The organism is Streptomyces sp. NPDC059003, assembly GCF_042740445.1.
GTDB lineage: Bacteria > Actinomycetota > Actinomycetes > Streptomycetales > Streptomycetaceae > Streptomyces.
Map to the genome: position 1 here is coordinate 1 of NZ_JBHYJH010000036.1, position 24,404 is coordinate 24,404.

The following is a 24,404-nucleotide window of genomic DNA, read 5'->3' on the forward strand; positions in this document are numbered from 1 at the left end:
GACCCGCCCCGCCCGCGACGCCACCGGCGGGGGCGTCAGCCGATGGCCGCCCACTGCTTCCAGTAGGGCGCCTCGCCGAACTGCTTGCGGCCCGCGAAGGTGCCTGTGCCCGAACCCGGGTTCAGCCACAGGCGGTTGGAGGTGTCGCGGGACACCAGGTCGTGCTTGCCGTCGCCGTCGACGTCACCGGCGCCGATGACGTCCTTGTAGGAGGCGCCCCAGTCCTTGAAGACCCGGACGCGGTCCCCCAGCCGACCCGTGCGGGTGCCGTTGAACCGCCACAGACTGCCGGACCCGTCGAGGGCGAGGACGTCGCCGATGCCGTCGCCGTTGAGGTCGCCCGCGCCGATGAGGCGCTTGTACCCGGTCATGCCGGAGCGGATCTTCACCCGCGGCGCGAAGCCGTCCTTGTCCTTGTAGGCGTACAGGTAGACGTCGCCGGTGGCCTTGTCGCGGGCCAGGAAGTCCGGGCGGCCGTTGCCCGTCTGGTCGCCGCTCGCCAGGATCGTGTCGTACTTGGACCAGTCGCGCGCCAGCTTCCTGTACGGGGACTCCGGGGTCGGCATGCCGCCGAGGACCGGCGTGTACAGGCGGGTCTCGCCGTCGGGCAGCCGCAGGATCAGGTCGTTGACGCGGTCGCCGTCGAAGTCGCCGAACGGCACGACCCGGGTCTTCACCGGCCAGTCCCTGAGCTGGAAGGGGCGCTGCGCGCCGTCCTGCGTGAACAGGTTCAGGGCGCCGGTCGTGGAGATGCCGACGAGGTCGCCGCGGGTGTCGTGGGAGTAGTCGTGCCACTTGGGCAGGGCGCGCTCGGCGGCGGTCGCGGTGAACGAGGTGCGGGTGCGCCAGTCGTCGGACACCTGCGTCCAGGCCGTCGTCGGGCGGCCCCGGCCGTCGAGGGCGATCCGGCCGTAGCTCGCGGTGCCCTTCGTCGGCGCGTTCAGGGTCCCCGGCCGGGCGATGCCGTTCGCGGCGACGGTCGTCGTGACGAAGTCGACGCGGCTCTTCTGCCCCAGCTCGTAACGGTTCTGCGCGTACCCGACGACCACCTCTCCCGCCGGGCTCTGCGCGGCGCTCAGGGAGCCGTCCGCTGCGGAGCGCGCCAGCTCGCGGGCGGGGCCCCAGGCCCCGTCGGCGGCGGGCCGCCGGGCGACGGCGATCCGGCCGCCGGTCTGCCAACCGACTGCCGTGACGTCGCCGTTCGGGGCCGTCAGGAGCTCCGCGGGAGCGGACTTGCCCGCGCCGATCCCGGTCTTCTGGGTCGGCCCCCACTGGGCCACGCCGGCGGGCTTCCAGGCGTACACGCCGTCGGAGAGCAGGTGGAACCCGCCCTTCGGGTGCGCGGCGAAGCTGACGTTCTTGGGCTTGTCGCCGAGCAGCGGCAGGTCGCGCGGCGCGGTCCAGGAATCGGCGCCCGCGGCCTTCTCCAGGTACTTGTAGTGCCACTTGTACGCGGTCGGGTCCGGGTCGACGCCGTCGCCCTGGTAGTCGCTGTTGCCGCCCCAGAGCACGCCGACGGTGCCGTCCTCGGCCACGGCGACGCGCAGGTCGTACAGCCGGTAGTCGTAGGTGTGGTCGTCGCGGACGATCGGCTCGGGGAGCTGGTCGAGGGTGACGAGCCGGGACCAGCCGACGTCCGGGCTCAGGCGCTCCCTGACGGTCAGCTTGCGGTCCTTGTCCATCCAGGCGAGGACCTGGTGGCCCGAGGCGTCGGCGGCGAGCGTGGGGCGGTGGAACGCCTCGCCCTTGGCGACCTCCTCCGCGGGCCCGAAGGCGGTGCCGTCCGGCGCGAGGCGCGCCAGGCTCAGCGTGTTCAGCTGTCCGCTGCCGAGCTGCGTCGACGACAGGAGCGAGACCGCGCCGTCGTCGGTGCGCTGCAGCCAGGCTCCGGACACGGGCTTCGCGGGCCCCCACGTGGCGCTGCCCGCGGGCCGCACCGCGAGGACCCGCTCGTCGCCCCGGTCGAACAGGCCGGCCACGGTGCCGTCGCGGTTCGCCTTCAGGTCGACGACGTCGGTGACGCCGGGCAGTTCCTTCGGCGCGGTCCACGGGCCGTGCCCGGCCGGGGCCGCCTGGGCGGCGGCCGGGGCCTTGGCCGCCGGGAGCGCCTGCGCGTCCGGCGCGACGACGGCGAGCGCGAGCACGGGTATGAACGCGCTCCCCACGAGCGCGCGTGACGGCACGTTCGACTGCTTGATCTTCGACTGCTTGATCATGGGAAAAAGTCCCCCCCGGGATGTGAATGCCATGAAAACAGGCGAAGCGTATATCAGCCAAGATCACGGTGCTCAGTGGGTTTCGTCCCCGGTCGGCTCGGGTGCCGACGCCCGCAGCACCCACAGGCGGTGCCCCCAGCCGACGCCCTCGCACGACGCGGTCGTCAGGCCCGCCCGGGCGGCGAGCGCGGTGACCTCGTCCGCCGTCCGCAGGCCCGAGCCGAAGGCGCACTTCAGGCGCAGATGGCGGAGGACGGCGCCGGGGTCCGCGGCCGGGCCGCCGTCGGCGTCGGCGTCGCCGACATGCGTGCCGTCGCTGACGTACTCGACCAGGAGCAGGGCGCCCGTGCCCCGCACCGCCAGGGTCGTCGCCGCCTCCGCGAGGGCGCCCACCGCCTCGTCGTCCGAAAGGCGGTCCAGGAAGCGGGCGAGGAGCAGCAGGCCGCCGTCGCCGCGCGGGCACCGCTCCAGCTGCGGGAGCACTTCGACGCGCGGCAGGACGTCGGCGTCGAGGATCTCCTCCTCGACCACCCGCCACTCCGACGGCAGCACCTCGATCCGCGCGTGGAGCGCCGGGAACTCCTTGACCAGCGCGTTGACGAGGGTGGCGGCGCCGTGCCCACCGGCGGTCAGATACGGCACCGTGGACCAGTCGTAGCCCGCGACGAGGCCCGGGGCGACCCAGCGCGCCTCGTCCTCGACCAGCGCGCGGGCCGGTCCGCCGAGCCGGGACGCCTGGGCGAGGGACTCGCCCAGGGGCCTGGCGGCGGCGCCGGTGCGCGCCGTGTGGGGCAGGTTCGTCAGGGCCAGGTCGAGCGCGGCCTGGACGCCCATCAGGTCGTACTCGGCGGCGGAGTGGCCGTCCTCGACGAGCTCGTCGCCGACGGCCGCGAGCCGGTAGCCCTTGTCGGCGTCGTACGCGAAGACGTCCAGGGACACCAGGTAGGACAGCAGCGCCGAGAGGGTGCGGGGGTCGCAGTCGGCGCAGCGCGCCAGTTCGCCGGGGTCGCTGACGCCGCCGTAGACGAGGTCGACCAGGCCGAGCGTGGCGGCGGCGCGGATCGCGAACGCCGGTCCCACGTCGGTGAGTCGGTGCAGCCGCTCGTGCGCGTCCGGCTGTGCCGTGTGCGTGCCCGCGGGCCCCGCCGTCTGCGGTGCGGGCTCCGCGCGGCGCCAGTAGCCGGTGATGTGGGTCTGCTCGCGGGGCACTCCGCGGTCGACGGTGAGATGGCGCCGGATGCCCTTGAGCGTCCGGGTCTCGCCCGCCGCCCACACGAACACCGTGCCGGGCAGCCAGGTCATCTTCCGTACGGCCTGCTCCAGGAGGTCGGTGGTGCCGGGCGCGGCGCCGTCGCGGGAGAGCCAGGTGATCTCCGCGTCCGCGCGCGTCTTCAGGTCCTGGCGGTGGCTGTCCTCGCCGACCTCGACGAACACGCGCGCCGTGGTGCCCTCGGGCATCTCCGCGAGCCAGCGGCCGATCGCGGGCAGCGCCGTCTCGTCGCCGACGACGAGCAGCCAGTCGGCGCCCTCCGGGTGGCCGCCCGACGACTTCGGCCCGGCGATCCAGGCGGTGTCGCCCGGTGCGGCGTGCTCGGCCCAGGAGGAGGCGACGCCGCCCTCGTGGCGTACGAAGTCGAAGTCGACCTCGCCGTGCTCGCCCGCGTCCGGGTCGAAGCGGACCGGCGTGTAGTCCTTGCCGAGGGGGCGGGCGTGCTCGGGCCACTCGAGGTTCGTGGCGTTCTGCCGGGGCAGCACGATGTCGCGGTCGCCGTCGGCGAAGAAGAACTTCACGTGGTCGTCGAAGCCCTCGGTGCGCAGGGCGGGCAGGTCGAGGCCGTCCCGGTGGAAGGCGCGCAGCTGCGCGCCGCCGAGGGTCACGCGCCGCATGCCCGGGGTCACGTCGGCGACGCGCAGCACGCTCAGCTCCCTGAGCACGATGGGGAAGGTGACGAGCGGTCGGGGGTTTCGGCTGGACATCGCTGGGGCTCCTCGTGCTGGCGCGTACGTCGTCTCGTACGGGCTTGTGGTACGTCGTCTCGTACGGGTTCTGGTACGGGGTTCCGTACGGGTTCTGGTACGGGGTTCCGTACGGGTTCCTGGTAGGGGGTGCCGCACGGGGCGTCGCGCGGCTCGCCTCGGGCTTCGGCAGGGCGGGGACGCGTACGGCAGGGCCCGTCACGCTAGGCGCGGCGCGGGGCGTGCGATCCAACCAGCCGGCCACGGCGGTGCCACCCGCCGGTCCGTCACGGCGGCCCGGCGGGTGGCGCCTTGCGCCCGGGCCGTGACCGGCCGCGCGGTTGGACCGCGCGGGCCGCCCGCTTCGACGGCGTCCGCGCGGCCGCTCCTACGGTGACGCCGGTGATCTCCCCTCCTCCCGGCTCCCCCGCCCCGCCGCCCCCCGACCTCGCCGCACGCCTGCTGCGGGACTGTCTGCGCCAGGAGCGCCCGCAGCTCGTCCGCTCCGTGGCCTGGGCCGTGCTCAGGCAGTGCGCGTTCCTGGCGCTCCCGTGGGTGCTCGGGCGTGCGGTGGACTCCGGGGTGCGGGGCGGCGACCCCGCCGTGGCGGCCGCCTGGGCGGGCGCGTTCGTGGTGGTCGCGGCCGTCGAGTACGCGGGGATGCGCGGCTGGCAGCTGTGGGCCGCCGTCGCCCGGGCCCGCACCGGGGTCCGGCTGCGGGCCCGGCTGCTGCGGGCGGTCCTCGCCGTCGACACCGCCACGATGCGGGGCGCGGCGGGCGGGTTCGGCGACCTCACCACCCGGGCCACGCGTGATGTCGACGCCGTGCTCGTCTGGGTGCACGGCCTGACGGCCTGGGTGGTCATCGCCGTCACCGGGCTCGTCCTCACCCCGGCCATGGCGGGCCTCGACCCGCTGCTCCTGCTCGTGGCGGCGCTCACCCTGCCGGTGCTCCTGCTGGTCAGCCGGGTCTTCCCGCCGCTGTACGGGCGGCGGGCCGCGGAGCTCTCCCGTGCGCACGCCGGGCGCGCGGCGGCCGTACAGCAGTTGCTGTCCGCCCTGCTGCCGCTGCGCGGCGTCGGCGCGGACCGGCTCATGGTCGAACGGCACCGGCGCCACAGCGCCGCCGTCACCCGGCACACCCTGCGCCTCGCGGTGGTCGGCGCGGCCTGGGAGGCGGTGGCGTACGTCGTCCCCCTGCTCGCCGTCACCGCGGGCCTCCTCGTCGGCGGCCACGCGGTACTCGACGGCCGGATCACGGTCGGCCAACTCACCACGTTCGTCCTGTGGATGAGCACGGTCGCCCACGCCACCGCCGTACTGACGGCCCGCCTCGGCGACCACACGGAGGCCCGAGTCGCCGCCGAGCGCATCGCCGGGGTCCTTCATCTGGCGGGGGTGCGTGGTGACTCGGCGGGGTGGGGTGGCGAGCGGGAGGGTGATGTGGGGGCGCGGGGTGCGGTGGGGCGGGGTGTTGCGGCGGGACACGGTGGCGCGGTCGGGTCACCTCACGTGGCGGGGCAACGCGCTGCGGCCGGAGCGCGGCCCGTGGCAGGGCAGCGGGACATGGCCGAGCCGAGTGACGTGGGCGGGGCTCGGGGCGTGACGGGGCGATGGGGTGCGGCGGAGCACCATGAGGTGGCCGGGCAGCGGGGCACGGCGAGGCATCACGCCGTGGCCGGGCCACGTGACAAGGTGGAGCCGCGCGACGCAGCCGGGCAGCACAGCATGACGGAGCAACACGACGTGCCGCAGCCGTGCAAGGCGGCCGAACCCCAAGACGCGGCCGAGCCCCACGGCCTCGCCGAGCCCCACGACATGGCAGAGCCACACCACGCCGCCGTTCGACGCGGCGTGGCAGCGTCGCGCGACGCGGCCGGGCCGTGGGACGGGGCCGAGGGGCGGGGCATGGACGGGTCGCGTGGCCCGGTAGGGGCGTGTGTTGTGGCGGGGCACCGGCACGTGGGCGGGCTGTGGCGGCGTGGCGGCGCGGAGCGGCGTGACGCGGTGGAGCCCCGGGGGCCCGGGGGTCTGCCGCGGTACGGCGTGCTGCGGGTCCGGGGGCTCGCGGTGCGTCGTGTGGGGCGGTCGGTCATCGGGCCGTTGGATCTCACGGCCGCGCCGGGTGAGTGGGTGGCGCTCACCGGGGCCACCGGTTCCGGCAAGAGCACGCTGCTGCGCGCCATGGCGCAGCTCGTGCCCGCGTCCGGGACCGTCGAGTTCGGCGGCGGTGATCCGGAGGACGTACACCGTGCCGTGGGCCTCGTCACCGAGAACCCGCTGCTCCTGCACGGGACCATCACCGAGAACCTGCTCCTGTCGGGCGACCACGGCGCCGCGGACCTGGCGTGGGCGGGCCGGGTCGCCGGACTCGACCTCGCGCTGGCCCCGCTCGCCGACGGGCTCGACACGCAGGTCGGCGAGGGCGGGCGCGCCCTGTCCGGCGGGCAGCGCCAACTCGTCACCCTGGCCCGTACGTTGCTGCGCGACTGCGCCGTGCTGCTGCTCGACGACGTCACGTCCGCCCTCGACTCCGCGACCGAGGCGCAGGTGCTGGCGCGGCTGCGCGCCGCCACCGCCGACCGTGTCGTGGTCCTCGCCACCCACTCCCCCGCCGCCCGCGCCCTTGCCGACCACGAGGTGACCCTGCATGCCTGAGCCCGCGCCGACCGTGCGCCTGCTCGACGAACTGCCCGCGCAGCGCGCCGTGTTCCGCCGCGCCGCCCCCTTCCTGCGCGGCCACCGCGCGGCCCTCGGCGTGACCGCGGCCCTCAACCTCGCGGGCGCGGGGCTCGCCGTCGGCGTGACGGCCGCGACGGGCCGGGTCGTGGACGCGGCGGCCGGAGGGGACCGGGAGGCGCTGGTGCGCCGGGTCCTGGCCGTGCTGCTGCTCGTCGCCGTCGGCGGCGTCCTGACCTTCCTGTCGCGCTCCTGTCTGGTCCGGGTCGGCGGGCGCGCGCTCGCGGGCCTGCGGGAGCGGGCCGCGGCGGCGGTCGGCGGCGCGCCGCTGCGGTTCGTGGAGGCCCATCGCGGCGGCGAGTTGCTGCGCCGCCTCACCGGCGAGATCAACGGCCTCGCCGCGTTCGTCGGCGGCACGCTGCCCGACCTGGCGACGGCCGTGACGGTGCTCGCCTGCACCGTTGTGATGCTGGCCGCGCACTCGCTGCCGCTGACCCTCGCGTTCCTGCTCGCGTTCGCGCCGCCCGCCGTCCTGGTGGTGCGCGACTTCCGCAGGCGCGCGGGGCCCGCGTACGGCGAGGTGGCCGCGGCCGAGGCGGCGGTGGCGGCGCGGTTCGCCGAGTCCCTGCCCGCGCAGGAGCAGCTGCGCACCAGCGGCGCCGTACCGCGCTGGCTCGACCGGTTCGACGCCGACAACGAACGGCTGCTCCGCGCGGAGCGCGCGAAGGCCCGCGCCGAGCTGCGCCTGAACCGGCTCGCCCTGGTCCAGGGGGCCTGCGTGGCCGTCCTGCTGGTGGCGGGGGCGGCGCTCGTGGGCCGCGGGGTTCTGAGCGTCGGGGTGACCGTCGTGTTCCTGATGGCCACGCGGGACGTCTTCCGGCGCTTCGAGGGTCTCGCGGGGGCCGTCGGCGAGGCGCGCGAGGCCCATGTCCGCCTCGCCCGGGTCCTCGACCTCCTGGGGGCGGCGGGGTCACCGGCCGGTGACGGGGGCGGCGCGCCGCTGCCCGAGCGCGGCGAGCTGACGCTGCGCGGCGTCGGATTCTCGTACGGGCCCGGACTCGGCGACGTCGTGGCGGACCTGTCCCTGACCGTCGAGCGCGGGGACCGCCTGGTGATCGCGGGCCCGACGGGTTCGGGCAAGTCGACGCTCGGCAAGCTCGTCGCCGGGCTCTACGCCCCCGACCGCGGGACGGTCGCGTTCGCGGGGCACGACCTCGCGGCGGTGGCGCAGGCCCGGGTGCGGGAGCGGATCGTGCTCGTGCCGCAGGACGTGGTCCTGGTCGACGGCACGCTCCTTCAGAACCTGACGATGGTGAGCACGGGCGCGGGCCGCCGCGAGGCCGAGCGCGCCGTCGCCCGGCTCGGCCTCACGGCGTGGGTGTCCTCGCTGCCCGACGGCCTGGACACCCGGGTGGGCACGTACGGACTCTCCGCCGGGGAGCGGCAGTTGGCGGCGCTCGTACGGGCCGTGCTCGCCCGCCCCGCGGTCCTCGTCCTCGACGAGGCGACGGCGGGGGTGGACCGGGCGACCGCCGCGCGGATCGAGGCGGCGCTCTCCACCGCGGCCGGGGACGCGGCACTCGTGGTGATCGCGCACCGCAAGGAGACCATCGCTCGCGCGCGCCGTGTCCTCACCCTGCCCTCGGGAGAGATGGCCCTCCGGTCCTCCGATGACCGGGACGGCCGGCGGGCTACTTGCCCTTGAGCGCCTTGGCGAGCAGCGGCGTGAGCTTCTCGACCACCCACGGCGCGCTCAGCGCGTTCGGGTAGGCGATGGCGGAGGCCAGGCCGTTGTCGGACGGCACCACCGCGAAGTGGCCGCCGCGCACGGCCTTCAGGGACCGGAAGAGCTTGTTGCCGCTGAGCTCCGACCTGCTGATGACGCCCTCGTCGCCGAAGGGGTACGTCATGAGGAGCACGTCCGCCTCCAGCTGGTCCAGGTTCTCCAGGCTCACGCCGTTGCGGTCGGGCGCGTAGTTCTTCGCCTTGGCGCTCTTGCGCAGGCCGAGCTCCTCGAAGACACCCGGATCCTGGTCGGCGTACGACATGTAGCTGATCTGCTCCGGGTGCACCACGGCGTACGTGTACGTGGCGCCCCTGAGCTCGGAGAACGCGGCGGCGTGGGTCGCCGTGACCTTCCGGTTGTGGGCGATGACCCCCTCCGCCTCGGCACTCAGGCCGAGGGCCCTGGCGGCGGTCTTCAGGCGGTCCTGCCAGGTCATGGTGTTGGTCTGCTTCTTGTCGGTGAAGGTGACGACGGGCGCGATCGGGGTGAGCTTGTCGTAGTCGGTGTCCATCTCCCAGGTGTTCACGCCGAGGATGACGTCGGGCTCCTCGGCGGCGATGGCCTCGTAGTCGGTGCCGTCCGTGTCGTCGTACGTCTTCAGCTTCTTCGCGCCCAGCTTGTCGAGGGCGCGGCGCTTGTACGCGGCCATCTTCTTGCCGTCCTCCACGTCCGGGGTGATCACCGGCACGATGCCGAGCGCGAGGGCGATGGCGGTGTCGCCGTCGGACACGGTCGCCACCTTGACGGGCCGCTTCGGCACCTTCGTCGTGCCCCAGGCGTTGGCGAGGGAGACGGGGAAGCCGCCGGAACTCCCCTTGTCCGAGGCGCCCTTGGCGTCGTCACCCCCGCCCGGGGCGCTGCAGGCGGTGACGAGGCCGAGGCAGACGGCGGCGGCCAGGAACAGGCGGGCGGCACGGCGGTGGCGTACGGGGCGGGTCTTCACGGGCTGGGTTCTCCTCATGACTTCAGTGGTCCTCGGGGACAGTCGGGAGCGTGCGGCGGCCCAGCGGGAAGATCTGGGGGCGCGCGGTGCGGGGATGGGGGACGACGAGGCAGTCGAGGCCGAACACGTCGCGGACGGTGCGCTCGGTGAGGACCTCGTCGGGCGGGCCCTGGCGGACGATCCGGCCGTCGCGCATCGCGACGATCGTGTCGGCGTACAGGGCGGCCTGGTTGAGGTCGTGCGAGACCAGGACGATCGTCTTGCCCGACGCGTCGTTGAGCTCGGCGAGCAGGTCCATGACCTCGATCTGGTGGGCGACGTCCAGATAGGTGGTGGGCTCGTCGAGCAGCAGCGTCGGGGTGTCCTGCGCCAACGCCAGGGCGATCCACACGCGTTGGCGCTGGCCGCCGGAGAGCTGGTCGACGGGCCTGTCGATGAGGTCGGCGGTGCCGGTGGCCGTCAGGGCGTCGACGATGGCGGCCTCGTCGCCGGCCGCCCGGCGCCGCCCGAACCGCTGGTGCGGATGGCGGCCCCGCCACACGAGGTCGCCGACGGTGATGCTCTCCGGCGCGACGGGGGTCTGCGGCAGGATGCCGAGCCTCCGGGCGACCTCCCGGGTCGGCAGGGCGTGCAGGTCCGCGCCGTCGAGCAGGACCGCGCCGGACGCGAGCGGGAGGAGGCGGGCGAGGGACTTCAGGAGCGTGGACTTGCCGCAGGCGTTGGGGCCGACGAGGGCGGTGATCGCGCCGGTCTCGATGCCGAGGGACAGGCCGTCGATGATCCGGGTCCTGCCGTAACCGGCGCTGACGGTGCGCGCTTCGAGGCTCAACTGCCGGTTAGCCACGTCCTGTTGGGGATCGCCGCGCGGGTCGCGCCGGTCGGGTGCGGTGAGTGTCTTGCGTGGTGTCACGAGGTGGCTCCCTGTCCGCGCCGAAGGATCAGCCGGACGAAGTAGGGCGCGCCGATGAGCGCGGTGAGGACGCCGGTGGGGACCGGGCTGACGACCGGCGCGTGCTGGGCGAGGACGTCCGCGCCGAGGACGAGGACCGCGCCGACGGGCGGGGCCAGGGCGAGCGCGCGTTCAACGCCGGCGACACGGGCCGCGATCGGCCCGCTGACCAGCGACACGAAGCCGATGGGCCCGACGACGCTGGTCGCGAGGGCGGCCGCGGCGGCGCCGACGAGGAGCGCCGCGACCCGGGTGCGGCCCACGCGGGTGCCGAGCCCGGTGGCGAGCTGGTCCCCGAGGGTGAGCCCGGACAGGGACCGGCCGAGCGCCAGGGCCCCGGCCGCGCAGACGGCGAGGGCCAGGGCGAGGATCCGTACGCCTTCCCAGGTCGCGCCGTTGACGCTGCCGACGAGCCAGCGCAGCACCAGGGCCATGCTGTGCTGGTCGGCGAGGCTGAACAGATAGTTCGTGTACGCGGTGCAGAGTCCGCTCATGCCGATGCCGACGAGCACGAGGCGGTACGTGTCGACGCCCTGCCGCCAGCTCAGGGCCTGCACGACCGCGACGAGCAGGAAGGAGCCCGCGAGCGCCGCGACCGCGGCGAGCGGGGCGGAGCCGGACGGGATCGCCGGGAAGAGGACGAGGACCGTGGCGGCCCCGGCGCCCGCGCCCGCGGAGATCCCGACGATGTCGGGCGTGGCCAGCGGATTGCGGATGAGGCGCTGGTAGAGCGCGCCGGACAGGCCGAAGAGGGCGCCGGAGAGCAGCGCGGCCAGGGCGCGGGGAAGCCGGATGCGGAAGATGGTGTAGTCGGCGAGCCCGGTGCGCAGGCCGAACGCGGCGGGCAGCACGTCGGAGGGGTCGACGCGGCGCAGCCCGGTCAGGACGGAGGCGGCGAGCAGGGCGAGCAGGGCCGCGCCGAGGACGGTGGCGGTGAGGGCGGTGCGCCGGTTGCGGGCGCGGCGGTTCGCGCGCAGGCGGGCGAGCGTCGTGGCGCGTGCGGCGGGTCCCGGCTGCGGGGCGGGCGGGACGGGTGCGCCGCGTTCCCCATGCTTGCCGGGGTCATCGAGTCGGCCGTGGGCATCAGGTCGGCCGTGTTCCCCGAGCCGGCCGTGGTCGCCGAACTGGCCGTCGTGGACGTCGAGCATCTGCGGAACCCCTCAGACCCGCGCCAGGTCGCCGCGGCGGGCGAGCCATACGAAGAAAGGGGTGCCGACGACGGCGGTCATCACGGAGACCTGCACCTCGCCGTGGGCGAGGACCAGGCGTCCCGCGGTGTCGGCGGCGAGCAGCAGGACGGCGCCCAGGACCATGGCGAGGGGCAGCGACCAGCGGTGGTCGGCGCCCACCAGCATGCGGGCGCAGTGCGCGGCGACCAGGCCGACGAACGCCACCGGGCCGACCGCGGCGGTGGCGGTGGCGCACAGCAGCACCGCGACGGCGGCGCTCGCGAGCCGGGCCCGCTCCACCTTGACGCCGAGCCCGCGGGCCGTCTCGTCGCCCATGCCGAGGATGTTGAGGGTGCGGCCGAGCGGCAGCGCGAGCAGCAGCCCGACGGCCGCGAACGGCGTGATGTCGTCCAGGGCCCGGGAGCGCCCGGCGAGCTGGCCGACCGACCAGAAGCGCAGATGGGCGTAGACGGCCTCGTCGCGTACGACGAGGAGGGTGCTCAGGGACGCGAGGACGGCGGCGACGGCGACCCCGGCGAGGACCAGGCCGATCGTGGAGCTGCCCGCGTTGGTGCGGGTGCCGATCAGGTAGACCAGGACCGCGGTGACCGCCGACCCCGCGAGGGCCAGCCAGAAGTACCCGCTCACGCCGGTGACGTCCAGGAAGAGGATGCCGAGGACGACCGCGAAGGCGGCGCCCTGCTGCACGCCGAGGACGCCCGGGTCGGACAGCGGGTTGAGGGTGAGGGCCTGCATGATCAGGCCGGAGCCGCCGAGCGCCGCGCCGACGAGGAGGCCGAGGAAGGTGCGCGGGATGCGTTCCGTCCACAGGACGTCGGAGTCGTAGCCGTCGCCGCCCGCGTGCAGCAGGATGCGCACGACGTCCAGCGGTGAGATGTCGCGCGCGCCGAGCCCGACGCTGGCGACGACCGCGGCGGCGAGGGCGAGTCCGGCGAGGGCCAACGCCGTCGCGCCGCGCGAGGAGCGGGTCCTCGCGAGCGGCGCTGACGGTGCCGACTCCACCGGCGGGGACGTGTCAATCATGGCGGTTCTGGGCTCCTCACCTGGGAAAATTCCGGGTTAGGCTACCCTTACTGACCGCGCGGACAGTCCAATGACGGAGGCGCGCCGCTCACAATCAGGGGTCAACCGCGACCCCGGGGGAGGTTTGCCATGACCGTGACCACCACCGCCTCGTGGGACCGGGCCTGCGCGGCCCGGAACGCCGAGGGGCAGGACCTGGTGACCGGCGAACAGGTCCTCGCCGACGACGAGTTCATCGCCGCGGGCGGGCACCCCCCGCACGTGCACGACTTCCACCAGTTCCTGTACGTCCCGCTCGGCCGGGTCGTGATCACCGCGGGCGGCCGCGAGCACGCGCTCTCGGCGTCCGTCGCGCTGTGGCTGCCCGCCGGGGTGGTGCACAGCGGCCGCTTCGAGCCCGATTCGATCGTCGTCCCTGAGACCTTCGACGCGGCCCGCCACCACCTGCCGTACCGGGACGCCACCACCGTCAACGTCACCGACGCCCAACGGCGGCTGCTGCTCGGCCGGATCCGCAGCTCGGAGGCGGCGCACGACGATCCGGCCGTGTTCGCCGCGCTGTGCGCCGGGCACCAGGACAGCCTGCCGCTGCCCCGGCCCACGAGCCGGGCCGCCGCGGCGGTGGCCCAGGAGCTGAGCCGGGCGCCGCACGACCAGCGGACGGCGACCCAGTGGGCGCGGGACCTCTACACCAGCTCGACGAGCCTGCGCCGGGCGTTCCGCGCCGAGACGGGGCTCGCCTTCTCCGAGTGGCGCACCCGGCTCCGCCTGAACCACTCGCTCGACCTGCTCCGCCAGGGGCACATGGTGAGCACGGTGGCCACCCGCGTGGGCTTCGTGAGCGCGAACGGCTACATCCTGGCGTTCCGCCGCTACTTCGACCGGACGCCGGGGGCGTACATGAAGGAGACGGCCGGCGTGCGGGGGACGGCCGCGTAACTTCCTTCCGCCGCGCGGCACTTCGGCCGCGCGGCGCCCGCCCATCGCGCGGCGCCCCCACGCGCGCAGCACCCCCACCCGCACGACGGCGGCACCCCACCCCCTCCGACACCCCACACTCCCCACCCACCTCAATGCCCCGCGCATTCAGGCCAATTGGGCACAACTCAACACACACAGGCACCTTGACACCTCCGATTGGTATAGGCCAATATCCGCCTCGTTCGCTCCGCCTCAGCCGCGGTCGGCCGAGCCGCCGCGCCCCGCCCCTCCGGAGGTCCTCATGGCAAGCACCAGCCACCCGCAGCTCACCCGCCTTGCCAACTCCGTGCTCCAGCCGGGGTTCGTGGGCACCACCGCGCCGGACTGGGTGCGCCGCAGGATCGCCGACGGGCTCGCCTCCGTCGTCCTCTTCGGGCGCAACATCGAGAGCCCCGAGCAGGTCGCCGCGCTCACCGCGGCCCTGCGCGCCGAGAACCCCGACCTGATCGTCGCCATCGACGAGGAGGCGGGCGACGTGACCCGCATCGACGCGCGCACCGGCGCGTCCTGGCCGGGCAACCTCGCCCTCGGGGCCATCGACGACGCCGCCCTGACCGAGCGGGTGGCCCGCGACATCGGCCGCCAGCTGCGCGAGATCGGCGTCTCGCTTGACTACGCCCCGAGCGCCGACGTGAACTCCAACCCGATGAACCCGGTGATCGGCGTCCGCTCCTTCGGCGCGCACACGGACGTGGTCGCACGGCAGACCGCCGCCTGGGTCCGCGGCCTGCAGTCCGCCGGAGTGGCCGCCTGCGCCAAGCACTTCCCCGGCCACGGCGACACCAACGTGGACTCCCACCACGGCCTGCCGCGGTTCACCGCCGACGCCGACGAGATCGCGCGCACCGCCCTGCCGCCGTTCACGGCCGCCATGGAGGCGGGCGTACGCGCCGTCATGACCGCCCACATGCTCGTCCCCGCGCACGACGGCGAGCTGCCCGCGACGCTCAGCCGCCCGATCGTGCACGACCTGCTGCGCGGTGAGCTCGGCTTCACCGGGCTCGTCGTCACCGACGGTATCGAGATGGGCGCCGTGAGCGGCCCCTACGGCATCGACGGCGCCACCGTCCGGGCGGTCGCCGCCGGGGTGGACGCGGTGTGCGTCGGCGGTGAGAACGCCGAGGAGTCCACCACCGTCGACCTCGCCGACGCCCTCGTGCGCGCGGTCGTCGACGGCACGCTGCCCGAGGAGCGCCTCGCCGACGCCGCCACGCGCGTACGGGAGTTCGCCGCCTGGTCCTCCACCCTCACGCGCCAGCCCGAGCCCGCGGCGGACCCCTCCGACATCGGCCTGGTCGCCGCCCGCCGCGCCGTCCGCGTCCACCGGGCGGGCACCGGCGCCGACCTGCCGCTCACCGCCGACCCGCACGTCGTCGAGCTGTCCGCGACGATGAGCCTCGCCGTCGACGGCGCCACCCCCTGGGGCGTGGCCGAGCCGCTGCGCGCCCTGCGCCCCGGCACGACGTCCGTGCGCGTCTCCGAGTCCGACCTCACCGCCGAGCCCGGCCTGCTGGACCGGGTCGCCCTCGCGCCCGCGACCGGCCGCCAGCTGGTCGTCGTCGTGCGGGACGCGGCCCGGCAACCCTGGATGTCCCAGGCCCTCGCGGGCCTGGTGCGCCGCCGCCCGGACGCGCTGGTCGTCGAGATGGGCGTCCCGGCGGGCGAGCACGTGGGCGCGATCCACCTCACCACGTACGGCGCGACCCGCGTCTCCGGAATCGCCGCCGCGGAGGTCCTCGTCGGCACCGCCTGAGCACGGCCCGCGCGGGCACGCGGCACCACGGCCAGGGGCGGCCGTCACGGAGCCGCGTCGCCCGCTGACACACCGCGACGCACCCGCGCGGTGCGGCGCGACACGCCAACACTCCGGAGTTGGACACGAGTTGACTTCACTGTTGGTCTAGTCCATCTTGGTTGAAACCGAACCTGGTCTAGTCCACCGGGAGTTCATCCCGACGCGCGCCCATCCCGATCCGCCGCCCGCTCCGCACGCGAGGCCACCACCGTGGCCCGTGCGGAGCGCGCGGCCCGGTCCCACCCGCTCCCGTACCGCCACCCGCACCGCACCCTCACCCTCGTGCCGATTCCGGCCCGCGACGACGGCAGCCCCACGCCGTGCTCGTCGCCGCCTCCCCTCCGAGGCCTCCCCCCACGCGCGGACCTGCGATGCAGCGGTCGCTCCTGCCCACCCACCTCACGACCGTCCACAGCGCACCCGAGCCCTGGAGGAGCCCCGTGTCCACCCCACCCAGCCCGCCCGCACCCCCCTACCTGTACCGCGCCGCTTGTGAGCTCCCCTACTTCAGCGCGGACGGCGACACGTACCTGGCGCAGTTCCCGCTGAAGGACATCGAGAAGTCCCGGCCCCTGCGGGTCCTGACCGACGAGCAGTTCGCCTCCTGGCAGGCGTACGGCTACGTCGTGGTCAAGGAGGCGATACCCGCCGACCACGCCCGCCGCCTCCTCGACTTCACCTGGGAGTTCCAGGGCCTCGACCGGGAGCGCCCCGACACCTGGTACGAGGAGCGGGAGTTCCGTACGGATCTGGAGCGGGACCTGTACGTCTACGGGTTCGTCGAGGCGTACCACCACCAGCTGATCTGGGACAGCCGCCAGACGCAGCGCGTCTACGACGCGTTCGTGGACGTCTGGGACTGCGAGGAGCTGTGGGTGACCCTGGACCGGCTCAACCTCAACCCGCCGAACGTCAGGAACCGGTCGCGCTCGCTGATCGAGCCCACCGACGAGGGCTTCGACATCGAGCTGCACTGGGACGTCGACTCCACGCGCAGCGTCCTGCCGCAGCGGGTCCAGGGCATCATCGCGCTGCACGACACCGAGGCGGAGCTCGGCGGCTTCCAGTGCTCCCCCGAGCTGTTCCACCGCTTCGACCGGTGGAAGCTCGACCAGCCCGCCGACCGCGACCCGGTGCGCCCGAACACCGACCGGGCCGAGTTCCCCGTGGTCCGGCCCGAGCTCGAAGCGGGCGACCTGCTGATCTGGAACGGCATGCTGGCGCACGGCGTGGCGCCCAACACCTCGGCGGACGGCGTCCGTTCGGTGCAGTACCTGTCGATGATGCCCGCCCTCGAGGAGCACCACGCGCTGCGCAAGTCGCGCGTCGAGTCCTGGCGCCACCTCTCGACGCCCGACTGGAACGTGACCCTGGTCGGCGACGCCCGCAAGCACGAGTCCGAGCGCTACGGCACGGCCACGCTCACCGAGCTCGGCGAGAAGCTGCTCGGCCTGAAGTCCTGGCACACGGAAGCCGCCGAGCGGTGAGCCGGGCGGACGCGATGCGCAGGATCTGCCTGACCCTGCCCACCAACAGGGCGTGCGCCCCCATGGTCTCGGCCCTCGGCCGGGAGGCGCTGTACGCGGCCCGGCACTTCGACGTCGAGGTGCACCTGCTCATCCTCGACTCCTCGGCGCCGGCCGACTTCGCCGAGCACGCCCGCGCCGCGCGCGCGGTCCAGGGGGCGCCGAACGTGGTCGTCCACCACTTCGACGAGGACCGGCAGCGGGACGTCCTGCGGCAGGTGGTCCACCGGGCCGACGTCCTCAAGCCGGACCTCGTGCTCGACCTGATGCTGCCGTCGGCGCTGTCCTACGGCGCCTGCACCAACCGGGCGTTCCTCATCGCGGCGGCGCTCGGCTGCGCGTCGGTGCACCGCAGGGACTCGGACAGCGCGTACCAGGAGCTCGACGGCGAGCCCGTGTACCCGATCCACCACGAGCTGATGTCGCTCGGCAAGCGGGCGGCCGACGCGGCGCCCGGTGTGACCGAGACCGTCCTCGACCCGGCGCACGACGACAAGCCGGTCGTCCTGGTCGGCAGCTCCTTCATCGGCGAACTGTCCGTGGACATCTCCGAGATCCAGGAGCTCGACCGCGAGGTCTACTACGACGTGGTCAGCCTCTGGGCGCCCCCGCACTGGCCGGAGGCGAAGAAGCGGGACCTGGTCGACGAGTCGTTCAAGGGCGCGGGCCTCGACCCGTTCACCGCGGACCAGGCGGTCCTCACCCGTGTCGACCCGATGCGGATCGACATGTGCAACATCGCCTTCCACCGCGTGCACGAACTGATCCCGCTGCCGCCCGCGACCGACACCATCGGCAGCGACTACTTCCTCATGCACGTGGTGTACGACGCAACGCTGCCGGGCGTCCTGCACAACCGCAACATCGTGAACTTCTACACCGGCGAGCGCAGGACCGACGCCGGCTTCGTCGCGTACCAGAACCGGTTCACGAAGTTCTTCCTCTCCATGCTGTATCTGAACTTCGTCTACGAGGAGATGGAGCGCGCCGGGGCGGAGCTGCTCGACGAGCGCCACGACGTCCGCGCCGCGCGGATCGCCCGGCTCGTCCGGGACAGCACGCGCCTGGACACCGCCGAGAACGAGCAGCGCCTCGACGTCCTGGAGCGCTCCTACCGCAGGCTCGGCGGCAAGTACGCCGCGTTCGCCGACGCCCTCGGTCCCCGCAGACGGCGGCTCATCGACGAGGCGCGCCAGGACATGGAGGACTTCGCGCTGCTCATCGAGGTCTGGGCGGCGCTCATCGAGGCCGCGGGCGCGGGCCTGCCGGCCACGACAGCCGTGTCTTCGCGTCTCCGGTAACGGAACAGGGCATTCAATCATGTACGTCACGCCACACCTGCGGGCTGCCCTGGAGGCCGCCACGGAGGACCGACTCGTCTACGACCTGCTCGGCATCGAGGAGCGCTACGACTCGCTCCTGCGCGAACTGCCGGGTGTCGCCGTCCGGTTCGCGATGAAGGCCTGCCCGGTGGCCGAGGTGCTCAGCTGCCTCGCCGAGCGCGGCTGCGGCTTCGACGCGGCCAGCCCGCACGAGATCGCGACGGCCCTCGCCACCGGCGCGCCGGCCAGCAGGATCCACTACGGCAACACCATCAAGTCCGACCAGCACATCGCCGAGGCGTACCGCCGCGGCATCCGGGACTTCGCGACCGACAGCGTCGAGGACGTACGGGCCGTCGCGGCCCTCGCGCCCGGGTCCCGCGTGTTCTGCCGCCTCGCCACCGACGGGGACGGCGCCCTGTGGGGGCTCAGCCACAAGTTCGGCTGCTCCCCCGCCGACGCGCTCCTCGTCCTGGGGACCGCCCGCTCCCTGGGCCTGACCCCGTCGGGCCTGTCCGTGCACGTCGGCTCCCAGCAGATGACGGCCGGCGCCTGGCGCGCCGCCCTCGACCGGATGGCCGACGTGCTCGTGGCCCTCGGCCGGCGCGGCATCCACCTGGACCACATCAACCTGGGCGGCGGCCTGCCCGCCCTCGGCTACCGCGACCGGCACGGCAGGCCGCTCGACCCGCCCCTCGACAAGATCTTCGCGGTGATCCGCGAGGGCATGCAGCGGCTCAGGGCGGTGTCGGCGACCGAGCTGGACTTCGTCGTCGAGCCGGGCCGGTACCTGGTCGCCGACCACGGCGCGGTGCGGGCCCATGTGTCACGCCTGTCCGCGCGGCGGGGACCCGACGGGGAGCGCCGGCACTGGCTGTACCTCAGCTGCGGCAAGTTCAACGGCCTGTACGAGATGGACGCGCTCCAGTACACGCTGGTGTTCCCCTCGCACCGCGGCACCGACTACGTGCCCGCCGTCGTCGCGGGGCCCACCTGCGACAGCGACGACGCGTACAGCCACGAGGGCAGCTTGGTCCACGTGCCCAGGGCGGCCGCGTCCGGCGACCCGGTGTGGATCCTCTCCTGCGGGGCGTACGCCACCAGTTACACCACCCAGGGCTTCAACGGCTTCGGTCCGCTGCCGTACACGTGGATACGCGGCGAGCGGGACCGGACGCCCGCCGCACCGGGAGGGGTGCGGTAGATGGGCGACACCATGCGCCCGCGGCCCGACGTGCGGATCCGGTCGATCGCCGACGGCGACTGGGACGGCATCGCGGCCCTGGAGGCCGAGGTGTACACCCGCCTCGGCCTGTCCGAGGGGCGGGCGGCCCTGGAGTCCCGTGCCCGCGCCTCGCCCGGCACGTGCTTCGTCCTGGCCAGCGGGCGGCGGACGGCGGGCTACGTCCTGGCGCTGCCCTACCCGCCGTTCCAGAGCCCCGATCTGGCGCGGACGGAGCGGGCCGCCCACTCCTCGCGGAATCTGCATCTGCACGACCTCGTCGTCGCCGAGGACTTCCGCGGCCGGGGCCTGGCCCGGCGCCTCCTGCGCCACCTCACGGCGACCGCGCGGGCGGGCGCCTACGAGCGGATGTCCCTGGTCGCCATCGGGGGCAGCGAGACCTTCTGGTCGGCGCAGGGATTCCAGGGCCACCGGGAGGTTCCCCTCCCGGACGGCTACGGCACGGACGCGCTGTACATGAGCGCGCCGGTGCCGGAACGACACAGCGGCGCCGGAAAGACAGAGCCGGAAAGACGAAGAGGCTGAAGACCTGATGCACACCTTGCGTGCCCGCGATGAGTTCCGCCGAGCACAGCTCGCCATCGCGGCGTTGTTCTGCGTCCTGGGATTCCAGTACGCCACCTGGGCCGCGCGGCTCCCCGCGCTGAAGTCGCGGCACGACCTGAGCGAGGCCGAGGTCGGGCTGCTCCTCATGGCGGCCGGCGTCGGCGCCGCGGCGTCGTTCCCGCTCGTCGCCGCCCTGACGCGGCGCTGGGGGTCGCGGCGCCTCGCGTTCGTCTCGGCCCTGTTCCTCGGCCTGCTCCTTCTCGCCCTGGCCGCGGCGCCGAACTACCCGATCGCGCTGGCCGTCATGTGCGCCGACGGCGTGGGCGTGGGCTGTCTGAACGTCGCCATGAACGCGCAGGGCGCCGCCCTCGAATCCCGGCACGGGCGCACCGCCATGGCCAAGCTGCACGCCACGTTCAGCGCCGGGTCGCTGGGTGCCGCGCTGCTCGCCTCCGGCACGAGCGCGCTGACGTCGTCCGTGGCGCTGCACTTCGGCGTGGCGACGGTCCTCATTCTGCTGCTCGCGATGTACGCGGAGCCGGCGCTCCTGACGGAGGAACAGCCCACGGACTCAGCCGCCGAGAAGTCGGCCGAGGAGTCCGCCGATCAGTCCGCGGGGAAGAAGCGGCGCACATGGGCCCTGCCCGCCGCCGTGACGCTCTGGATGGGCGGCGCCATGGTGTTCGGCACCGTCGCGGAGGGCGCCATGAACGACTGGTCGGCGCTGTACATGAAGGACGTCGCCGACGCCTCGGCGCGGGTGGCGCCCCTGGGCATCGCCGTCGTCTCCGTGATGATGGTGCTCGCGCGGCTCTTCGCCGACGGCTGGCGCACCCGCTGGGGCGACGGCCGCGTGGTGCGCGCCGGCAGCGTCCTGGCCGCCGCGGGCCTGGCCTGCGCGCTCCTCGCGGGCGGGGTCGTACCGGCCCTGATCGGCTTCGCGTTCATGGGGCTCGGCCTCGCGGCCGTCACCCCGTGCGTGTACGTGGCGGCGGCCGGGCAGGGGTCGGACGCGCTCGCTCTGGTCGCCGCGATGGGCACGACGGGTCTGCTGGCCGGGCCGCCGGTCATCGGGTTCATCGCGAGCGGCAGCAGCCTGGTCTGGGGCATGGCCGCCGTCGCCGGGTCGGCCCTCCTCGTCTCCCTGTGCGCCACCCGCATCCGCTGGCCGCAGGCGGCCGCCGCGGAGGAGGCGAAGGTGTGAGCCGTACAAGAGCGGCGTGAGACGCACAGGAACAACGTGAGGCGTACGAGCGCGAGGTGAGCGGCTCACAAGCAGCTCACAGCATCAGGCAACCCCTGAACGTCAGTTCACATCCTCTTTACAGGGGCCCGTGACGCACCGGGGCCCACGGGGGAACTGACGACTAGGAGAAGTGTCTTGATCCGTGTCCCGCGCTTGGCGACTGCCGCATCCGTGGCACTCGCACTGGCGGTGGGGTTGCCGGAGCTGGCGCACGCGGCGCCCGGACGGCCGCACGCACAGCCCGCCGACGACCTCATATCCACCACCCCTGTGGGGAGCCCCGACGACCGGCTTCCCAAGGGGTGGGACCTCACCGGCGACGGCCCCGACCAGCATCTGGTCTGGCGCGCGCCCGAGCAGGTGCCGATGGGCGACGCCCGCGTCGAGTTCTACGCGGGTGACCGCCTCATCGGCCGGCCCACGGCGACCGACGACCAGCGCACGTTCCGGCTCCGGCTCGACGGCAACGGCGTGCGCGCGCTGGACGACCTGAAGGACCTTCAGGCGGTGGCGGGGGGACGCCGCCTCGACAAGCCCGAGCCCGCCGCGCCGTCCCGGGCCGCCGCGCCCGCCCCCGCGCAGGCGCCCGCGGCCGATGTCGACCCGGGCAAACCGGGTGCGTACCGCACCGTCAAGGGCGAGTACGACCTGCCGGGGGTCAAGCTGCCCGGCTTCCCCAAGAAGGTCGAGATGCGGGCCACGGTGGTGGGTCCCGTCAACGCGCCCGGGAAGCGGCCCCTCGCCCTGTTCCTGCACGGCCGCCACCTCACGTGCTACAAGCCCGGCGGCGACGCGGACGGCGGCTGGCCCTGCAAGTCGGGCATGAAGCCGATCCCGAGCTACCAGGGCTATCTGCACGACCAGAAGCTCCTGGCCTCGCAGGGCTATGTGACGGTGTCGATCTCCGCCAACGGCATCAACGCCCAGGACGACTCCGCCGCCGACGGCGGCGCGCAGGCCCGCTCGTCCCTGGTGCGCCAGCACCTGGGCCGCTTCGCCGACTGGTCCGCCGACCCGGCGCAGGCCCCGGCCGCCGTGCGCGCCACCGCTCCGGCCGACCTGTCGCGCGTCCTGCTCGTGGGCCACTCCCGGGGCGGCGACGGCGTCAACCGCGCCGCGCTCGACAGCCGTTACAAGACGCCCGCCGACCAGGAGGGCTACCCCGGTAAGACGCGCTGGCAGATCCGCGGCACCGTCCTGATCGGCCCCACGGTCTTCGGGCACAACCCCGACCCGGACGTGCCGTCCATGACGATCCTGCCGGGCTGCGACGGCGACGTCTCCGACCTCCAGGGCCAGCTCTACGTGGACAACACCCGCGGTGTGGGCAACGGCTCGGCCCTGCACAGCGCGGTCTTCATGAACGGCGCCAACCACAACTTCTTCAACACCGAGTGGACGCCGGGGCAGGCGAAGGCGCCGGCCAGCGACGACTTCTACGGCGGCGGCCCGCGGCCCGACCCGGTGTGCTCGCCCGGCCACGGCCCCCGGCTCAAGGCCAAGCAGCAGCAGAAGGCGGGCTCCACCTACATCGCGGCCGCGGCCCGGCTCTTCGTCGAGGGTGACGACAAGGTGCGCCCGCTGCTCGACGGCTCCGGCAAGAGCGCGCCGTCGGCGAACCCGGCGCGGGTGCTCAGCCACGCCGTCGGCGGCAACCGCACGCCCGCCGTGATCCCGGACCCCTCGCTCAAGGTGACCGGCGGCAAGCTGTGCGACCAGACCGACGACCGCACGGCCGCCGGCTGCCTCAAGACCGGCAAGACGGGCTGGTCCCCGCACAACGCGCGCTTCCGGGTGGAGCCCGACCCCGGTCGGCACGCCCTGGTCATGCGCTGGACGCGGGCGGGCGCCACGATGTCCGTCACGCCCAAGAGCCCGGTCTCCCTTGCGGACGCCGAGTCGCTCGCGCTGCGCGTGATCGTGCCGCCCAACAGCACCGGCACCAAGCTGGACGTGACGGCCGTCGACGCCTCGGGCCACCGCGCGAAGCTCGGCGGGGCGACGCTCAACGGCCTTCCGGGCAGCGAATCCACGGCCTCGTACTGGGGCCAGGAGGTGCGCGTGCCGCTGGCGGCCGCCACCCGCGCGGGGCTCGACCTCAAGCAGATCACGTCCCTGGAGCTGACCTCGCGCAGCCGGTCGGGGAAGGCCTGGCTGGTCGACGCCTGGGGCTGGCGCCCCGGCACGCCGGAGGTCCGTCCTTCGGCCCTGGCGCGCGTCGACATCGGGCAACTGACGGTCAAGGAAGGCGACTCCGGGGTCCGGACGTACCGTGCTCCGGTCCGCGTGAGCGGCGAGGGCCCCGGCAAGGTGCGCCTGTTCGTGCCGAGCGCGGACCCCGAGAAGTTCACGGTCAAGACGGTCACGGTGCGCCCCGGTGACACCTCGCTCGATGTGCCGTTCAAGGTCAAGGGCAACAAGCGCTACGGCTATCGGATCGTGCACGACGTGTTCGCCAAGACGGTCGGCAACGCGGTCGTCGGCGCCTACAACGGCGGGGTCGTCGTGGAGGAGGACGACCCGATGCCGAAGGTGACCGTGAAGCCGGTCGCCGACAAGGTCACCGAGGGCAAGCCGCTCAAGTGGCGCGTCTCGCTGTCGGAGGCCGCCGGCGTCGAGATGGTGGTCGCGTTCCGCTTCGAGCGCGTCAGCGGCGGCAAGGAGCTGTCCACCAAGGACGTCGACAAGCGGTGGCTCAAGAAGGAGCTCTTCGCCAAGCCGAACCCGGAGCGCCCGCTGTCCAAGGCGTCGCCGGACCCGTACATGTCGGTGACCGTCAAGGCGGGCAAGCGGAGCGTCGACTTCAGTATCCCCACCGTCAAGGACCGGGTCCGTGAGGGCACGGAGTCGGTGCGGCTGCGGCAGTACACCTACGACAACGACGACTGGGAGGAACACCGGGGTCCGGTGTTCACCGGCCGGGTGCGCAACGCGTCGTAGCGACAACGGGCGTACGGGCTCGTAGCGACAACGGGCGCACAAGCTAGTAGCCACTGCGGGCGT

The 24,404-nt window shown here is 74.0% G+C and carries 16 protein-coding genes; 10 read left to right on the forward strand and 6 right to left on the reverse strand.

From position 1 onward, the window contains the following. Positions 1 to 35: 35 nt before the first annotated feature. Together ACFWZ5_RS15955 and ACFWZ5_RS15960 are read right to left on the reverse strand one after the other, a co-directional pair. Complete coding sequence (locus ACFWZ5_RS15955) at positions 36 to 2,216, reverse strand: FG-GAP repeat domain-containing protein (protein ID WP_384805113.1); 2,181 nt, start codon at positions 2,214 to 2,216, stop codon at positions 36 to 38. 72 nt (positions 2,217 to 2,288) lie between these two features. Continuing rightward, complete coding sequence (locus ACFWZ5_RS15960; protein ID WP_384805115.1) at positions 2,289 to 4,193, reverse strand: SIP domain-containing protein; 1,905 nt, start codon at positions 4,191 to 4,193, stop codon at positions 2,289 to 2,291. Between the two features lie 381 nt (positions 4,194 to 4,574). Between ACFWZ5_RS15960 and ACFWZ5_RS15965 the strand changes: the two genes are divergently transcribed. Both ACFWZ5_RS15965 and ACFWZ5_RS15970 read left to right on the forward strand, forming a co-directional pair. Beyond that, positions 4,575 to 6,830 carry an ATP-binding cassette domain-containing protein gene (locus tag ACFWZ5_RS15965; RefSeq protein ID WP_384805117.1) on the forward strand — a complete coding sequence of 752 codons (2,256 nt, stop codon included), beginning with the start codon at positions 4,575 to 4,577 and terminating at the stop codon, positions 6,828 to 6,830. Beyond that, positions 6,823 to 8,556, forward strand: a complete 1,734-nt coding sequence (locus tag ACFWZ5_RS15970) for an ABC transporter ATP-binding protein (protein ID WP_384890774.1) — start codon at positions 6,823 to 6,825, stop codon at positions 8,554 to 8,556. Before ACFWZ5_RS15965 ends, ACFWZ5_RS15970 begins: the two co-directional genes overlap by 8 nt. Here ACFWZ5_RS15970 and ACFWZ5_RS15975 read toward each other — a convergent pair. The 4 genes from ACFWZ5_RS15975 to ACFWZ5_RS15990 form a co-directional block, all read right to left on the reverse strand. Further along, on the reverse strand, positions 8,543 to 9,580 hold the full coding sequence (locus ACFWZ5_RS15975; protein ID WP_384890777.1) for an ABC transporter substrate-binding protein: 1,038 nt from the start codon (positions 9,578 to 9,580) through the stop codon (positions 8,543 to 8,545). The genes ACFWZ5_RS15970 and ACFWZ5_RS15975 overlap by 14 nt on opposite strands. Before the next feature lie 22 nt (positions 9,581 to 9,602). After that, entirely contained in the window at positions 9,603 to 10,424 is an 822-nt protein-coding gene (locus ACFWZ5_RS15980) for an ABC transporter ATP-binding protein (protein WP_384798099.1), read from the reverse strand. 62 nt (positions 10,425 to 10,486) lie between these two features. After that, positions 10,487 to 11,677: a FecCD family ABC transporter permease gene (locus tag ACFWZ5_RS15985; protein ID WP_384798063.1), complete on the reverse strand. Its 1,191-nt coding sequence runs from the start codon at positions 11,675 to 11,677 to the stop codon at positions 10,487 to 10,489. A gap of 12 nt (positions 11,678 to 11,689) precedes the next feature. Continuing rightward, entirely contained in the window at positions 11,690 to 12,742 is a 1,053-nt protein-coding gene (locus tag ACFWZ5_RS15990) for a FecCD family ABC transporter permease (RefSeq protein ID WP_384798066.1), read from the reverse strand. Between the two features lie 129 nt (positions 12,743 to 12,871). On the opposite strand from ACFWZ5_RS15990, the gene ACFWZ5_RS15995 reads away from it, so the two are divergent. From ACFWZ5_RS15995 to ACFWZ5_RS16030, 8 genes are all read left to right on the forward strand, one after another. Next, complete coding sequence (locus tag ACFWZ5_RS15995) at positions 12,872 to 13,681, forward strand: AraC family transcriptional regulator (protein WP_384798069.1); 810 nt, start codon at positions 12,872 to 12,874, stop codon at positions 13,679 to 13,681. 283 nt (positions 13,682 to 13,964) lie between these two features. After that, positions 13,965 to 15,476 (forward strand): glycoside hydrolase family 3 protein, encoded by a 1,512-nt coding sequence (locus ACFWZ5_RS16000; RefSeq protein ID WP_384798072.1) that lies wholly within the window; start codon positions 13,965 to 13,967, stop codon positions 15,474 to 15,476. Positions 15,477 to 15,958: 482 nt separating this feature from the next. Continuing rightward, the gene (locus ACFWZ5_RS16005) at positions 15,959 to 17,005 is read left to right on the forward strand and encodes a phytanoyl-CoA dioxygenase family protein (protein ID WP_384798075.1); all 1,047 of its coding nucleotides are present in this window, start codon (positions 15,959 to 15,961) and stop codon (positions 17,003 to 17,005) included. 14 nt (positions 17,006 to 17,019) lie between these two features. Further along, entirely contained in the window at positions 17,020 to 18,345 is a 1,326-nt protein-coding gene (locus ACFWZ5_RS16010; RefSeq protein ID WP_384798102.1) for a DUF6271 family protein, read from the forward strand. Positions 18,346 to 18,364: 19 nt separating this feature from the next. Further along, positions 18,365 to 19,570 (forward strand): type III PLP-dependent enzyme, encoded by a 1,206-nt coding sequence (locus ACFWZ5_RS16015; RefSeq protein ID WP_384798078.1) that lies wholly within the window; start codon positions 18,365 to 18,367, stop codon positions 19,568 to 19,570. Then, entirely contained in the window at positions 19,571 to 20,134 is a 564-nt protein-coding gene (locus ACFWZ5_RS16020; protein WP_384798081.1) for a GNAT family N-acetyltransferase, read from the forward strand. A 7-nt stretch (positions 20,135 to 20,141) separates the two neighbouring features. Further along, entirely contained in the window at positions 20,142 to 21,359 is a 1,218-nt protein-coding gene (locus tag ACFWZ5_RS16025) for an MFS transporter (RefSeq protein WP_384798084.1), read from the forward strand. 177 nt (positions 21,360 to 21,536) lie between these two features. After that, positions 21,537 to 24,341 (forward strand): hypothetical protein, encoded by a 2,805-nt coding sequence (locus ACFWZ5_RS16030; RefSeq protein WP_384798087.1) that lies wholly within the window; start codon positions 21,537 to 21,539, stop codon positions 24,339 to 24,341. The last annotated feature ends 63 nt before the right edge of the window (positions 24,342 to 24,404 follow it).

Coding starts and splice junctions, on each gene's coding strand:
- ACFWZ5_RS15960 (WP_384805115.1), bottom strand. CDS start 4,193: ATGTCCAGCCGAAACCCCCGACCGCTCGTCACCTTCCCCATCGTGCTC.
- ACFWZ5_RS16015 (WP_384798078.1), top strand. CDS start 18,365: ATGTACGTCACGCCACACCTGCGGGCTGCCCTGGAGGCCGCCACGGAG.
- ACFWZ5_RS15985 (WP_384798063.1), bottom strand. CDS start 11,677: ATGCTCGACGTCCACGACGGCCAGTTCGGCGACCACGGCCGGCTCGGG.
- ACFWZ5_RS16025 (WP_384798084.1), top strand. CDS start 20,142: ATGCACACCTTGCGTGCCCGCGATGAGTTCCGCCGAGCACAGCTCGCC.
- ACFWZ5_RS15955 (WP_384805113.1), bottom strand. CDS start 2,216: ATGATCAAGCAGTCGAAGATCAAGCAGTCGAACGTGCCGTCACGCGCG.
- ACFWZ5_RS16020 (WP_384798081.1), top strand. CDS start 19,571: ATGGGCGACACCATGCGCCCGCGGCCCGACGTGCGGATCCGGTCGATC.
- ACFWZ5_RS15995 (WP_384798069.1), top strand. CDS start 12,872: ATGACCGTGACCACCACCGCCTCGTGGGACCGGGCCTGCGCGGCCCGG.
- ACFWZ5_RS15970 (WP_384890774.1), top strand. CDS start 6,823: ATGCCTGAGCCCGCGCCGACCGTGCGCCTGCTCGACGAACTGCCCGCG.
- ACFWZ5_RS16010 (WP_384798102.1), top strand. CDS start 17,020: ATGCGCAGGATCTGCCTGACCCTGCCCACCAACAGGGCGTGCGCCCCC.
- ACFWZ5_RS16000 (WP_384798072.1), top strand. CDS start 13,965: ATGGCAAGCACCAGCCACCCGCAGCTCACCCGCCTTGCCAACTCCGTG.
- ACFWZ5_RS15990 (WP_384798066.1), bottom strand. CDS start 12,742: ATGATTGACACGTCCCCGCCGGTGGAGTCGGCACCGTCAGCGCCGCTC.